General features: G+C 58.0%; 16 protein-coding genes. 3 read left to right on the top strand and 13 right to left on the bottom strand.

Annotated features, from left to right (window positions below; translation table 11 throughout):
* Window position 1: 1 nt before the first annotated feature.
* Window positions 2-238 carry a hypothetical protein gene (locus AACY02_RS02705; RefSeq protein WP_339430636.1) on the bottom strand — a complete coding sequence of 79 codons (237 nt, stop codon included), beginning with the start codon at window positions 236-238 and terminating at the stop codon, window positions 2-4.
* A 166-nt stretch (window positions 239-404) separates the two neighbouring features.
* Between AACY02_RS02705 and AACY02_RS02710 the strand changes: the two genes are divergently transcribed.
* Complete coding sequence (locus tag AACY02_RS02710) at window positions 405-869, top strand: outer membrane lipoprotein (RefSeq protein ID WP_024776354.1); 465 nt, start codon at window positions 405-407, stop codon at window positions 867-869.
* 78 nt (window positions 870-947) lie between these two features.
* Here the strand turns inward: AACY02_RS02710 and AACY02_RS02715 are convergent, their stop codons facing one another.
* The 5 genes from AACY02_RS02715 to nhaA all read right to left on the bottom strand — a co-directional run bounded on the left by AACY02_RS02715 (window position 948) and on the right by nhaA (window position 4,832).
* Complete coding sequence (locus AACY02_RS02715; protein WP_339430637.1) at window positions 948-1,199, bottom strand: pyocin S6 family toxin immunity protein; 252 nt, start codon at window positions 1,197-1,199, stop codon at window positions 948-950.
* 10 nt (window positions 1,200-1,209) lie between these two features.
* The gene (locus AACY02_RS02720; RefSeq protein WP_339430638.1) at window positions 1,210-2,403 is read right to left on the bottom strand and encodes an S-type pyocin domain-containing protein; all 1,194 of its coding nucleotides are present in this window, start codon (window positions 2,401-2,403) and stop codon (window positions 1,210-1,212) included.
* A gap of 123 nt (window positions 2,404-2,526) precedes the next feature.
* Window positions 2,527-3,177, bottom strand: coding sequence for a zeta toxin family protein (locus AACY02_RS02725; RefSeq protein WP_339430639.1), 651 nt, complete (start codon window positions 3,175-3,177; stop codon window positions 2,527-2,529).
* 173 nt (window positions 3,178-3,350) lie between these two features.
* Window positions 3,351-3,524, bottom strand: coding sequence for a hypothetical protein (locus AACY02_RS02730; protein ID WP_339430640.1), 174 nt, complete (start codon window positions 3,522-3,524; stop codon window positions 3,351-3,353).
* A 105-nt stretch (window positions 3,525-3,629) separates the two neighbouring features.
* Complete coding sequence (gene nhaA, locus AACY02_RS02735; protein ID WP_339430641.1) at window positions 3,630-4,832, bottom strand: Na+/H+ antiporter NhaA; 1,203 nt, start codon at window positions 4,830-4,832, stop codon at window positions 3,630-3,632.
* Between the two features lie 252 nt (window positions 4,833-5,084).
* On the opposite strand from nhaA, the gene AACY02_RS02740 reads away from it, so the two are divergent.
* Window positions 5,085-6,179, top strand: a complete 1,095-nt coding sequence (locus tag AACY02_RS02740) for a PLP-dependent cysteine synthase family protein (protein ID WP_339430642.1) — start codon at window positions 5,085-5,087, stop codon at window positions 6,177-6,179.
* Between the two features lie 119 nt (window positions 6,180-6,298).
* Here the strand turns inward: AACY02_RS02740 and AACY02_RS02750 are convergent, their stop codons facing one another.
* The 3 genes from AACY02_RS02750 to AACY02_RS02760 form a co-directional block, all read right to left on the bottom strand.
* Complete coding sequence (locus tag AACY02_RS02750) at window positions 6,299-7,912, bottom strand: NAD(P)/FAD-dependent oxidoreductase (protein WP_339430643.1); 1,614 nt, start codon at window positions 7,910-7,912, stop codon at window positions 6,299-6,301.
* Between the two features lie 97 nt (window positions 7,913-8,009).
* Complete coding sequence (locus AACY02_RS02755; RefSeq protein ID WP_339430644.1) at window positions 8,010-8,663, bottom strand: COG3650 family protein; 654 nt, start codon at window positions 8,661-8,663, stop codon at window positions 8,010-8,012.
* Between the two features lie 59 nt (window positions 8,664-8,722).
* The gene (locus AACY02_RS02760; RefSeq protein WP_339430645.1) at window positions 8,723-9,322 is read right to left on the bottom strand and encodes a short chain dehydrogenase; all 600 of its coding nucleotides are present in this window, start codon (window positions 9,320-9,322) and stop codon (window positions 8,723-8,725) included.
* A gap of 104 nt (window positions 9,323-9,426) precedes the next feature.
* Between AACY02_RS02760 and AACY02_RS02765 the strand changes: the two genes are divergently transcribed.
* Window positions 9,427-10,341: a LysR family transcriptional regulator gene (locus tag AACY02_RS02765; protein WP_339430646.1), complete on the top strand. Its 915-nt coding sequence runs from the start codon at window positions 9,427-9,429 to the stop codon at window positions 10,339-10,341.
* Here the strand turns inward: AACY02_RS02765 and AACY02_RS02770 are convergent.
* From AACY02_RS02770 to AACY02_RS02785, 4 genes are read right to left on the bottom strand one after another with little or no spacing between them, the layout of a single operon-like run.
* Window positions 10,332-10,805 (bottom strand): DoxX family protein, encoded by a 474-nt coding sequence (locus AACY02_RS02770; protein ID WP_339430647.1) that lies wholly within the window; start codon window positions 10,803-10,805, stop codon window positions 10,332-10,334. The two genes, AACY02_RS02765 and AACY02_RS02770, sit on opposite strands and share 10 nt — an antisense overlap.
* On the bottom strand, window positions 10,802-11,563 hold the full coding sequence (locus tag AACY02_RS02775) for an HvfC/BufC N-terminal domain-containing protein (protein WP_339430648.1): 762 nt from the start codon (window positions 11,561-11,563) through the stop codon (window positions 10,802-10,804). The genes AACY02_RS02770 and AACY02_RS02775 overlap by 4 nt, the downstream gene beginning before the upstream one ends.
* Window positions 11,560-12,447, bottom strand: a complete 888-nt coding sequence (bufB, locus tag AACY02_RS02780; RefSeq protein ID WP_339430649.1) for an MNIO family bufferin maturase — start codon at window positions 12,445-12,447, stop codon at window positions 11,560-11,562. Before bufB ends, AACY02_RS02775 begins: the two co-directional genes overlap by 4 nt.
* Before the next feature lie 25 nt (window positions 12,448-12,472).
* Window positions 12,473-12,775 (bottom strand): BufA1 family periplasmic bufferin-type metallophore, encoded by a 303-nt coding sequence (locus AACY02_RS02785; protein WP_339430650.1) that lies wholly within the window; start codon window positions 12,773-12,775, stop codon window positions 12,473-12,475.
* Window positions 12,776-12,937 lie beyond the last annotated feature (162 nt).

Genomic DNA, 12,937 nt, shown 5'->3' on the forward strand with positions numbered 1-12,937 from the left:
TCTACCGAGCGGGATAGCCTGCCGCAGCGGCCTCAAGCCATTGCGGCAGATCCCGACGCTTGATCTTCTGCGTCTGTGCCTGTTTCAATTTTTCGAGCATGAAGGCGCGTTTGCCTTCATCCTTGCCGGCCAGCGACAATGCCAGATCGCGGTCCATCCAGCGTTTGATCCGCACGTAAAGCCACCAATGGAAGTACAGACCGGCAACGCTAGTGACGACAATGATCAAGTAATCCATGAAAATCCTTGGGTCGGCGGCGCAAGAAATGGAATTTGGCGCTAATGTTGGTGAGTTCGCAGGGCGCCTGTACCGGGCCTGAATGAAAGCAATTTTATCCGGGTTGCGCCGTGACAGGCGTCAAGCTGCGGAGTTTAATGAATACCTGTCCTTTGGAGTTGATGCTATGCGTAAGTCTGTTCTGCTGGTTGCTTCCTTTTCCACGATGGCGATGTTGCTTACCGGCTGCCAATCGAGCCTGACCGGTGACTCCTACTCCCGTGACGAAGCACGTCGCGTGCAGACGATTCGCATGGGCACCATCGAGTCCCTGCGACCGGTGAAAATCGAAGGCACCAAGACCCCGATCGGCGGCGCAGCAGGCGCAGTGGTTGGCGGTGTCGGCGGCAGCGCCATTGGTGGCGGTCGCGGCAGCATCGTCGCAGCGGTCATCGGCGCGGTGGCGGGTGGTCTGATCGGTTCGGCGACCGAGGAAGGCCTGACGCGTACCCAAGGTGTGGAAATCACCGTGCGTGAGGATGACGGCAGCATGCGTGCCTATGTGCAGCAGGTTCAGGAGAATGAAGTGTTCCGTGTTGGCGAGCGCGTGCGCATCTCCACCGTTGGCGGGACCAGCCGCGTTTCGCACTAAGCGCGAGCGAGCGGTAAAAGAAAACCCCGATCAGGTGACTGGTCGGGGTTTTTGTTTTTTGCTTACAACCCGGGTAAGTCAGTAATCGGCACATGTGCCCAAAAAAAACTCCAAACCGTTCGGAAGGCTAACTTTGAGAAGAGTTTCCAGCGCAGCTACCTGATCTGTGCTCAATAACAACTCCCCGGGTTCCAGTTCACTTAGGGGTTTGGACTCAATGAGCTGTGCGACTTTTTCATTCATCTCGCTACCGGTGATATCTAACTCGAATTGCAGAGAGTCGTCTTGAGCGTCATCGGGGTAAAAGCCGGTTATAGAAAGGTAGCGCATGTCTCAATCCTTAGTTTCTAGAGGTTCTTCTGTCCGGCACTGCAGGCCCGGTTTGCTCACCCGTCAGGTGATTGAACTCGCCCAAATGAGTAGTTCCCAATTTGTCGTATTTTTCGACCGCGTTACTTTTGTAATCCCATTCATAAATTCGACCTTTGCGGTCTACCCAGCGTGCTCGCCGCTTCCCGCCACCTTTCACCGATGATTTCGACTTTACTCTAACTGCATCAGGGAAGGCGGGTAGCGTCTTAGGGTGGTCGTAGTAAGCATGGTCGCGCGCCCTGCTTAGAACGATGTACACAGGCCGAATTCCAGAATCCGCCGGAAACACCAGAATGAAATCCCGATACTCCGGCGGATAAACCGGATTCACCAGAATCCCGTCTGCTGCTTTCGTTGGCGGATAAACCCAGATGTGCGGCGCCTGCGGAGCGGCCTCCAGTGCAGGAATGCCAAGAATGTCCGCACCATCCACGGCCGGTGTCCAGATCAGTTCGACGCCTTCACCCAAGTCAGCAATGAACTGACTGCCACGCGCAGTGAACTGCACGACATCCACCATTTCCCAATCACGGTTCTTGCCGGTGTAGAAGCCGTAACCCTTGAGGCTGCCGTCGGCCTGTTGCTCTACCCGCAAACGAACGCGGGTGCGGGCCTGCTTCAGGGCGCGCAGTTGATCATCGGTGTAGAGGGCGCTGTCGCCCAGGCTTGAGGGCATGAACAGCGCGACCAGTCCAACCAACGTGGCGGCAGCAGTGCTGGCGGCAACGGCAGGCAATGCTTCGAATGCAGATCCGGCCAGAGCGAAGTTGCCAAATCCTGTCGGGATGGCCGTCGCACTGATGTTCTTCAACGCGACGGCACCGTTGATATCGGCTTCGCGGGCACCGAGCAGGATCAGTTCGCCGTAGTCTTTCAAACTATCGGTCGGCACCATCCCCGAAGGATTGGAGTAATCAATGATCGCGTCTGGCAACTTGCAAGATTTGGCAAAGACGCATCCGGCGCGCAGGGGGTCAGGTTTTGTCGCAGCGATTTCACGACTGCGCTCGAAGGCCTCCTGGCGCGCCAGCATGGCGTCGTAAGCGTTTTGTCTGGCATCGCGCGCAGCCAGTTCACTGGCCGTCATATAGCGGTAGGTGACGTAATGCCCGTCGCCTTGTGGTGGGTTGGGAACCCGGGGAATGTCCTTGTTGCGAGCCACTGATCGTCCTTTCGTTCATCCATCGACCGTCCCTGGGGAGGGGCTGGGCGACGTTAACGAAGCAGGCATTTTGTGGCTGTAGGACGCGTCTCTACAAGCGTGGGATTGTTCGACTACAACAATTTATCGAGTACGAACTCTTTGAATCAGGGGGGGCTGGATAGCTGACTTGATTTCAATCAGTTCTCCATCAGTGATTTCTGCTATTTGTGTCAGCCTTTCGCTGCCTTCATCCGAGTTATCGAAAATGTAGGCTCTGTTGGATGTAAGGATAGCTTCAGACAAAAGCTCCAGAGATCTCCAGTAACGGGCCTTTATTTTTTCAGGAGGAACGCTATGTCCACCTTGCGATACGCGGTAGGCAACCCTGGCTATATTGATTTCAGGATCAGCTGTAGCGACGTAATAAACGTAGACTCTGTAGCCAGAGTCATGAGCCTCGGCGAGCAGGTTAACTTTGTCTGAGGAGGACATGACTGTTTCAAACGTAAAGCTGATGCGTTCTTTGATCAGCGACCGGCGTATGAAATCGGAAAGGGCTGAAGCGACGTAGGAGTCGATTTCAGTATTTGCGAAGCTGAGTCTTTCACCTTCAATCGCAAGTGAGTCCAGCTTTGCCAATGAACGTGGGGATTTCTTTAAAAGCGCATGTTCACGGAAAAATTCAAAAATCCCTGCTTTATGAGATTCGATTCGATATGAGGTGAAGTCAACGTATCCCGTATCGTTAATCGCCCGTTCGATATCATCAGGATTGATGTAGTTTCCAAGCAAATGGGCAGGAACAAGTCGATTGAAGGTGCTTTTTCCCTATCCATTAGGTCCCGCAAATATCCGTATTCTTGGTGTGCTCAAGAAGTAACCTGTTTTGAAGATTTATTGATGTGCAGGCGAGTACCGCTTTTCAGGTTTCCATAAGTGCCGATCGAGCGCAAAGCAACGGAGGTCTACTCCGTCACCTCGAACAGTTGGCCAGCTTTAGCAACAAGAACGGCTGCGCTGTTGGCAAGTGCCATCCTATAGGCGTTATTGAATGCCTTCAGGGCGATATCTGGAATCCGGGATTCCTGCACGGCAATCTGATCATCCGTCATTGGGCGTTTTTCTGCTTTACGTGACATGGATGGCTCCGAGAAATACCGTGCTCGAGAGGCGGCTGAGGTTAACGAAAGACATAGCACACTTGCGCGGCTCATTGCTAAGCCTTGCGCGAAGCGTGCTGATACTCATGACGCAGCTGGTTTCTCAGATTGTAGGGTGCTTTGGCGGCTCGCCGCCGCCGTCACCGCATACCCGATCAATGCCGCCAGAATCGAGCCGGTCAAAATGCCCATCCGGTCCATCCCGGCGTAATCGCTGAGACCTGGCTCAAAGGCCAGCGAGCCAACGAACAGGCTCATGGTGAAGCCGATGCCGCAGAGAATCGCCACCCCCAGCACCTGACCCCAATTCGCACCTTGGGGCAGGGTGGCGATGCCGATCTTGACTGCCAGCCAGGTCAGGCCAAACACGCCAACGGTCTTGCCCAGCAGCAGGCCCACAGCGATACCCATCGGGACGTGGTGGGTGAAGCTTTCGACGGTCACGCCACTCAGCGAAAGGCCGGCGTTGGCGAAGGCGAACAGCGGCAGGATGCCGTAGGCCACCCACGGGTGCAGCGCGTGTTCGAGGGTCAACAGCGGCGAAGGCTCGGCGTTTTTTGTCCGTAGCGGAATGCAGAAGGCCAACGTCACACCGGCCAGCGTTGCGTGGACGCCGCTCTTGAGTACGCAAACCCAAAGGATCAGGCCGATGATCATGTACGGCCCGAGCTTGACCACCCCTAGGCGGTTCATCGCCACCAATGCTGCGATGCACGCTGCCGCCAGACCCAGTGACAGGGTCGAGAGTTCGCCGGAGTAGAAGATCGCAATGATCACGATGGCACCGAGGTCATCGATGATTGCCAGGGTCATCAGGAACAGTTTCAGCGACACCGGCACACGCTTGCCGAGCAGAGCCAGCACGCCGAGGGCGAAGGCGATATCGGTGGCGGTTGGAATCGCCCAACCGTCGAGGGCCGGCGGGTTGTCACGGTTAAGGAACCAGTAGATCAGCGCTGGCACGACCATGCCGCCGATCGCCGCGGCACCGGGCAGGACAATCTGCGAGGGTTTCGACAACTGGCCGTCAAGCACTTCGCGCTTCACTTCCAGACCGATCAGCAGGAAGAACATTGCCATCAGACCGTCGTTGATCCACAGCAGCATGGGTTTGGCGATTTTCAACGCACCGATCTGCGCCACCACCGGAGTGTCGAGCAGCCCGGTATACAGCCACGACAGTGGCGAGTTGTTGATAATCAGAGCCAGAATGGCCGCGGCGATCAATAACAGACCGCTGGCAGCTTCCAACTGAAAGAAACGCGTGAAAGTGCTACGCAGAGGCAAGGTCGCTCTCCATCGAATAGTCAAAAGGTGGAACACCCTAACCCGGACTGTTGGTTGTTAAAACAAAACTCATATTCTTTTTTTGTTATATGTCGTTACAGAGTGGTTTGCCGTTGGCCCTGCTGAGCCTAGCAGTTACTCGACATATTGAAACTCAGCTGTACCTGTGCGTGATGCAGGTTTTTTCCTAAGCTGACGACTGAGCCTTTTGACGAGGCTGATTTCCTGCCAGATTCAACGAGAACCCTCACCATGAGCGACAACCGACAGTGGGCCCGCGAAGCCATCCGAATCATTGAAGCGGACTTCCAGCGCAGCGCCGACACCCACCTGATTCCCTTGCCGCTGCCGGGGTTTGCGGGCATTGAGTTGTACTTCAAGGATGAATCCAGCCATCCCACCGGCAGCCTCAAGCATCGGCTGGCGCGTTCACTGTTTCTCTACGCGTTGTGTAATGGCTGGCTCAAGCCCGGCGCTCCGGTGATCGAGGCATCCAGTGGGTCGACGGCGATCTCCGAGGCGTATTTCGCACGGATGCTGGGTTTGCCGTTTATTGCGGTGATGCCGGCGACCACCTCCAAGGAAAAGATTGCCCAGATCGCTTTCTATGGCGGCCAGAGCCACCTGGTGAACGATCCGACGCAGATTTACGCTGAATCCGAACGTTTGGCCCGTGAGCACGGTGGCCACTTCATCGATCAGTTCACCTATGCCGAGCGCGCCACCGACTGGCGAGCGAACAACAACATCGCCGAGTCGATTTTTCAGCAAATGCGCTACGAGCGGCACCCCGAACCGAGTTGGCTGATTTCCAGCCCCGGCACTGGCGGCACCACAGCAACCCTTGGCCGCTACGTGCGCTATCGCCAGCACTGCACCCGCGTGTTGTGCGCCGACGCCGAACGCTCGGTATTCTTCGATTACTACAAGAGCGGCGATGCGAGTCTGCGTCTGGATTGTGGTTCGCGGATTGAAGGCATTGGCCGGCCTCGGGTGGAAGCGTCGTTCTTGCCCAAGGTGATCGATGCGATGGTCAAAGTGCCGGACGCCTTGTCGCTGGCGGCCATGCATTATATGGCGCAACGTCTGGGCCGGCATGTCGGTGGGTCAAGCGGCACCAACCTGATCGGTGCGCTGATGGCGGCGCAGCAGATGAAAGCAGCGGGTGAGTCGGGGTCGATCGTGGCGATTCTGTGCGACGGCGGCGAGCGCTATGCCGACACTTATTACGATCAGGACTGGCTCAAGGCGCAGGGTTATGAGTTGGAGGGGTTGATTGCCGCGGTGGCGGCGACAGCCGAGCGCGGTGAGGCGCTGCCAGCTTCAGTGTTGCGCGCCAATATCTGAATAAAACGCAGCAACCAATGTGGGAGCGGGCTTGCTCGCGAAAGCGTCGGGTCAGTCATCATTGTCGTTGACTGACACACCGCCTTCGCGAGCAAGCCCGCTCCCACAGGTTTAAGTGATCAAGCTTGCAGGCCGAGAATGTCGCGCGCCACAGCTTCGGCGATGCGAATGCCATCCACACCCGCCGACAGGATCCCGCCCGCGTAACCCGCGCCTTCACCGGCCGGGAACAGGCCTTTGACGTTCATGCTCTGCAACGACTCGTTGCGGGTAATGCGCAACGGCGACGATGTACGGGTTTCAATCCCGGTCAGTACCGCATCGTGCAGCGAATAACCGCGAATCTGTTTCTCGAACGCCGGCAACGCTTCACGAATGGCTTCAATGGCGAAGTCCGGCAAAGCCAGCGCCAGATCGCCGAGCGCTACGCCCGGTTTATAGGACGGTTCAACTTCACCCAGTTCGGTCGAAGGCGTGCCATTGATGAAGTCACCCACCAATTGCGCCGGGGCCTTGTAGTCGCTGCCGCCGAGAATGAACGCGTGAGATTCCAGGCGTTCCTGCAACTCGATCCCGGCCAGCGGTCCGCCCGGATAATCGACTTCCGGGGTGATGCCGACGACTATGCCGGAGTTGGCGTTGCGCTCGTTACGCGAGTATTGGCTCATGCCGTTGGTGACCACCCGGTTCGGCTCGGAAGTCGCCGCTACCACGGTGCCGCCCGGGCACATGCAGAAGCTGTAGACCGAACGACCGTTCTTGGCGTGGTGCACCAGTTTGTAATCGGCGGCGCCGAGTTTTGGATGGCCGGCGTATTTGCCCAGTCGCGCACGGTCGATCAGCGATTGCGGGTGTTCGATACGGAAACCCACCGAGAACGGCTTGGCTTCCATGAATACGCCGCGCCCGTGGAGCATGCGGAAGGTGTCACGGGCGCTGTGGCCCAGAGCCAGAACCACGTGCCTGGAATGCAAGGTTTCGCCGCTGCCCAACTCGACGCCGACCACTTGGCCGTCTTCGATCAGGACATCGGTGACGCGCTCCTGGAAGCGCACTTCACCACCCAGGGCGCGGATCTCTTCACGCATGGTCTCGACCATACCGGTCAGGCGGAACGTACCGATGTGCGGTTTGCTGACGTAGAGGATTTCTTCCGGTGCGCCGGCCTTGACGAACTCGTGCAGCACTTTGCGGCCAAGGAACTTCGGGTCCTTGATCTGGCTGTACAGTTTGCCGTCGGAGAACGTGCCCGCGCCGCCTTCGCCGAACTGCACGTTGGATTCGGGGTTGAGCACGCTTTTACGCCACAGGCCCCAGGTGTCCTTGGTGCGCTGGCGCACTTCGGTGCCGCGCTCGAGGATGATCGGCTTGAAGCCCATTTGCGCCAGCAGCAAGCCGGCGAATATGCCGCACGGGCCGAAGCCGACCACGATCGGGCGTTGACTCAGATCGCTCGGCGCCTGGCCGACGAACTTGTAGCTGACATCCGGCGCCACGTTGACGTTACGGTCATCGGCGAACTTGCCCAGCACCTTGGCCTCGTCGCGTACGTTGAGGTCGATGGTGTAGATGAAGCACAGTTCGGAGGACTTTTTGCGCGCATCGTAGCTGCGCTTGAACAAGGTGAAATCGAGCAAGTCATCGCTGGCGATGCCCAGGCGTTGCACGATGGCGACGCGCAGGTCTTCTTCGGGATGATCGATTGGCAGCTTGAGTTCAGTGATTCGTAACATGGCGAGGATCCGGGTTCGCGGGGCGCACAACTGCGCCAGGGCGTTTGAAGGCCGCGATTATAAGCCGCAAAGGCCGGATCCGGTGAGGCAAAAACGCTCAGTCGTTGCGCGATCCGCCGAAATACCCGCAGCCTCGCTGCACTTTGCCATCGATACGCAACTCGGCACTCATGTGTTGCACGCTGCCGGTATGGCTGTCGACACAGCGTTGTGGCGCAACCCACAATTCGATGCGTTGATTGTTGGCTTCGCTGCTGAGATTGAAGCGGCCGTCGCCCAATTGCTCCTCAACATAAGGCACGGCGAGCGGTGGTTGACCTTCGCGTTCGATGACCATGCCTCGACCGCTGACCTTGGCGTTCCATTCCGGGCCGTGGCCGGCGGCGCGCAGGATCAGCAATTTGAAATTGGGATCATCACAAGCCGTGCCGGAACGCTCGACGCGATAGAGTTGAGTCAGGTCGAGGCGCTCGCCGACAGTTTTCCCGCGTACGTCGGCGAACAGTTTGCCTTGCTCGTCGGCGAGGGTCGCTGCCTCTTGCAGGATGCTGGTGCCGCCAATGTCGTTGACCACGAACCGGCGCTGATCCTGGCACGGCTGGAACACCAGTTTGCCGTCGGCAGCAGTCAGTTGCCCCTGCATCCGCGTCTGGCCGACATGGAAGGCACTTTGTCGCGGGCCATCAAGCAACTGGCAGGCGGCGAACAACGGCAGCAGGGCAACAAGGACTAACGAACGGGCAACACGCATCTTCGGCTCTCCAGACAAGTGCGGCCACGTTACGCAGGCTGACCGTTGATCACAAGGGTTTAGCCCACGCGAAACGTCTGACCGGTTTGCAGGCCTTCGACACTTTTTGCGTAGGCCAACGCCACATCCGCCGCAGGAACCGGTTTGTAGCCTCGGAAATACGGGGCGTAGCTGCCCATGGCTTCGAGCAACACGGTCGGGCTGATCGAGTTCACGCGCAGACCGCGTGGCAATTCGATAGCCGCCGCACGCACGAAGCTGTCCAGTGCGCCGTTGACCAGTGCGGCCGAGGCGCCACTGCGGATCGGATCGTGGCTGAGCACGCCGGTGGTGAAGGTAAACGAAGCGCCGTCATTGGCAAATTCACGGCCGATCAGTAACAGGTTGACCTGGCCCATCAGTTTGTCCTTGAGGCCAAGCGCGAAGCTGTCTTCGGTCATCTCATCCAACGGGGCAAAGGTCACATTGCCCGCAGCACAGACCAGCGCATCGAACTTTCCGGTCTGTTCGAACAGGTTGCGGATCGACGCGCTGTCGCTGATATCCACTTGCAAATCACCGCTGTTGCGACCGATACGAATGACTTCGTGGCGCTGCGAGAGTTCGTTGTCTACGGCTGAGCCGATGGTGCCGCCCGCGCCTATCAACAGAATTTTCATCGAACTGTGCCTCAAGTAATTGAACGAGGTTTCAGTCTAGAGTGGTTTTTTCTGCGGATAAGCGTGCTAATGGGCAACCTTTGGTTTTCAAATGGAAACAATCCATGAGCGAAATGGATGATCTGGCCGCGTTTGCCGTGTTGATCGAGGCCGGTAGTTTCACTCTCGCAGCGCAGCAACTGGGCTGCAGCAAGGGGCAGTTGTCCAAGCGCATCAGTCAGTTGGAAGCGCAGTTTTGCGTGGTGCTGCTGCAACGCACGACTCGGCGTTTGAGCCTGACGGCGGCGGGTGCGGCGTTGTTGCCGCAAGCCCAAGCGTTAGTCATCCAGGTCGAAAGAGCGCGTCAGGCATTGGCGCGCTTGAAGGATGACATGGTCGGCCCGGTGCGCATGACCGTTCCGGTGTCGCTGGGAGAAACCTTCTTTGAGGGGCTTGTGTTGGAGTTCTCGCACAAATATCCCGAAGTGCAGATTGAGCTTGAGCTAAACAACAGCTATCGCGATTTGTCCCGGGACGGTTTCGATCTGGCAATCCGTAGCGACGTGACCAATGACGAACGACTGGTGGCCAAACCGTTACTGGCCTGGCAGGAAATGACCTGTGCCAGCCCCGCCTACCTCGAACGTTTCGGCGAGCCGACGACGCCGTTGGCACTCGCTGAACATCGGTGTTTGCTCAACAGCCACTACAGCGGTCGCGAGGAGTGGCTCTATCATCAGCATCACGAGTTGCTGCGGGTACGGGTGTCGGGGCCGTTCGCCAGCAATCATTACAATTTGCTCAAGAAAGCCGCGCTCACGGGGGCGGGGATCGCCCGGTTGCCTTCGTACCTGCTGCAAACGGAATTGGCTGACGGGCGATTGCGCTGGCTTCTGCGCGACTATCAGACCCGCCGTATGCCGATGTACCTGGTGCATCCGTATCAGGGGGGGCTGCCAAAGCGCACACAAGTGCTCGCCGATTATCTGATCGACTGGTTCAAACGCAGCGGCGAGGCGCTGGATCGGCTTCAGCGATAACGCTTGGCAATCAGGTGATCAATCGAGATTTTCCCCGGCCCGGTCGCCATCAGATACAGCAACACCGCCGCCCAGGTACCGTGAGTCGGGTAGGCATCCGGGTACACAAAGAGCTGAATGGTCAGGGTCATGCCCAGCAGCGCCAGCGCCGAAAACCGTGTGGCGAAGCCGATCAGAATCAGGATTGGAAAGAAGTGCTCGGCGAACGCGGCCATGTGCGCGGCGATTTCCGGCGACAGCAGCGGTACGTGGTATTCGCTCTTGAACAAGGGGATCGTCGAGTCGGCCAACCGTGGCCAGCCAAGTTCAAAGGTGCCATCGATCAAGTCGATGGCCAGCCCCTCGACCTTGGTCTGCCCTGATTTCCAGAACACCGCGGCAATCGAAAAGCGAGCAATGAAGGCAATCAGGCTGTGCGGGATTTTTTCCAGCAGCGTGATGGCGGCAGTGATGAGGTTGTTCATGGGCACTCCTTGTTGTTGTGCAAATGGCTGATGGCGTTGTGGGCGATCAGCAGCGCCAGAGTTTGGCTGAGGTCGAACGCAGGGCTGTTTTCCACGGCTGCCAGTAGGGGATGGCCGTCGATCAGATTGCCGATAAACGCCCTGGCGCCGTGTTCAAGGACAAAGACTTCAACGTCGAGACCGTTGCGCAGCACCAAGGCGTGTTGTCCCTGGCTGATGTGGATGCCTTCGAGCGTCCCGTCGTGTTGATGCGCAGCCCAGATCGCGACCACGGCATAGGCTGAATCGAGCAGGTGCACTGACGGATGCAGTTGGAAACACAGCTCGCCCAGACCTTGCGGGTTGGCGAGGGCTGCGCTGATCTGCTCATGTTGCACCGGGGCTGCGTCGGCGGCGTGATAGGCGAGGGTGCGCAAGCGTTCAAGCCGTGCGACGTCGGCCAGATACGGCACGCTGGAGGCCGGTTCAAACGTGGCGATGAAGTCCGCCAGACCTGCACCGTAGCGGCTCATCAGCGGACTGTCAGGCGGCTGGCGCTGTATGAAAATGGCCGCCATGGCACGGAAAAACGCCTCACCGACCAATTGCGCAACCACCGGGTAGCTGTCAGCCAGTGCGTTGATCAATGAACTTTGCACATTGTTGCGATACACCGAAAAACGACTCGCTGGATCGGCGCCGTTGGCGCTGCACAGGCCCTCGGGGCAAGGTGACTGTGGGTCAAGTAGCGCAGCGCTGAACGCCGCTTGAGTGCTCATGGCTGACTCCCGACGTGCGTCAAAAGGTCATCGGCCTGCTGCGCCTCGGCCAGCAAAACATCGAACGCCGGCACCTGATTGTCACGTTCGATCAACGTTGCCACTGGGCCGATACGCTCCAGCACTTGCCGGTACAAACCCCAGACGGCTTGATCGATCGGTGCGCCGTGATCATCGATCAGCAAACGCTCGCCGAGGCTGTCGCTATCTTCGGCGAAACCGGCCAGATGAATCTCGCCAACCGCCTGCAGCGGCAGGGCATCGAGATAGGTCAGCGGATCACGCTGATGGTTCACACACGACACATGGATGTTGTTGACGTCCAGCAACAGACCGCAGCCGCTACGGCGGATGACTTCAGCGATGAAGTCGGGTTCGTCGATGGTTGAGCGCTGAAACGCCAGATAGGTCGCCGGATTCTCCAGCAACATGGGGCGTTTGAGGGTGTTCTGTACCTGATCGATATGGTCGCAGACGCGGTTCAGCGTCGGCATGTCATACGCCAGCGGCAACAGGTCATTGAGGAACACCGGGCCGTGGCTCGACCAGGCCAGATGTTCGGAAAAGGATTGGGGTTGATAACGCTCGATCAGCATGGCCAGTCGTTGCAGATGTTGGTCGTCCAGTGCGCCTTCGGCGCCAATGGACAACCCGACACCATGCAGTGACAGCGGATACTGCTGGCGAATCAAACCGAGAAAATGATGAAACGGGCCGCCGGCCACCATGTAGTTTTCGGCGTGGACTTCGAAGAAACCGATGTCTGGCAAGGAACCGAGCACTTCACGAAAGTGCCCGGTCTTGAGCCCCAGCCCGGCACGGGCAGGGAGCCCGGTGTGGGCTGCCTGAGTGCAGGGGAGGGCAGGCTCGGGGGATGTGAACATGATTGTCACTCAGGCAGACCGGTTATCAGGACTTGGCTTTGAAGGCTTCCATCTGACCGAATCCGGTCGGCGAGGTTTTGCTTTCGGTGGTGGTGCAGGTGCCTTTCGGAACGAGTTTCCAGGCATTGGCCTGGTAGTTCATTTTGGATGTGCCGGCGCAAGTGGTGCCTGCACCTGCGGCACAATCGTTTTGACCTTTCATGGCTACGCCGAAGCATTTTTCCATGTCATCGGCAGCGTGGGCGGTGGAAACGGCGGCGATGTTCAGGGCAGAACCGAGGGCCAGAACCAGGGCAGTGGCGGACAGGGTGCGAGTGGTAGCAGTCATGATGTTTCTCCAGTCTTGTTCAGGTTTTTACAAGCGTTTTTTCCGCTTGCTTACCCCTCTAGAGAAAGCTCATGGCAATGCGTTACAGCCCACCGCAAATCTTTTTAGGCGTTGTCGCAGCGGTAGCCCCTGCAGGGGGCGCGTATCGAGATGTGTTCTATA

It is taken from the genome of Pseudomonas sp. EA_65y_Pfl2_P78 (assembly GCF_963970495.1).
Classification (GTDB): domain Bacteria; phylum Pseudomonadota; class Gammaproteobacteria; order Pseudomonadales; family Pseudomonadaceae; genus Aquipseudomonas; species Aquipseudomonas baetica_A.

Coding starts and splice junctions, on each gene's coding strand:
- AACY02_RS02705 (WP_339430636.1), bottom strand. CDS start 238: ATGGATTACTTGATCATTGTCGTCACTAGCGTTGCCGGTCTGTACTTC.
- AACY02_RS02710 (WP_024776354.1), top strand. CDS start 405: ATGCGTAAGTCTGTTCTGCTGGTTGCTTCCTTTTCCACGATGGCGATG.
- AACY02_RS02715 (WP_339430637.1), bottom strand. CDS start 1,199: ATGCGCTACCTTTCTATAACCGGCTTTTACCCCGATGACGCTCAAGAC.
- AACY02_RS02730 (WP_339430640.1), bottom strand. CDS start 3,524: ATGTCACGTAAAGCAGAAAAACGCCCAATGACGGATGATCAGATTGCC.
- AACY02_RS02740 (WP_339430642.1), top strand. CDS start 5,085: ATGAGCGACAACCGACAGTGGGCCCGCGAAGCCATCCGAATCATTGAA.
- AACY02_RS02750 (WP_339430643.1), bottom strand. CDS start 7,912: ATGTTACGAATCACTGAACTCAAGCTGCCAATCGATCATCCCGAAGAA.
- AACY02_RS02755 (WP_339430644.1), bottom strand. CDS start 8,663: ATGCGTGTTGCCCGTTCGTTAGTCCTTGTTGCCCTGCTGCCGTTGTTC.
- AACY02_RS02760 (WP_339430645.1), bottom strand. CDS start 9,322: ATGAAAATTCTGTTGATAGGCGCGGGCGGCACCATCGGCTCAGCCGTA.
- AACY02_RS02765 (WP_339430646.1), top strand. CDS start 9,427: ATGAGCGAAATGGATGATCTGGCCGCGTTTGCCGTGTTGATCGAGGCC.
- AACY02_RS02770 (WP_339430647.1), bottom strand. CDS start 10,805: ATGAACAACCTCATCACTGCCGCCATCACGCTGCTGGAAAAAATCCCG.
- AACY02_RS02775 (WP_339430648.1), bottom strand. CDS start 11,563: ATGAGCACTCAAGCGGCGTTCAGCGCTGCGCTACTTGACCCACAGTCA.
- bufB (WP_339430649.1), bottom strand. CDS start 12,447: ATGTTCACATCCCCCGAGCCTGCCCTCCCCTGCACTCAGGCAGCCCAC.
- AACY02_RS02785 (WP_339430650.1), bottom strand. CDS start 12,775: ATGACTGCTACCACTCGCACCCTGTCCGCCACTGCCCTGGTTCTGGCC.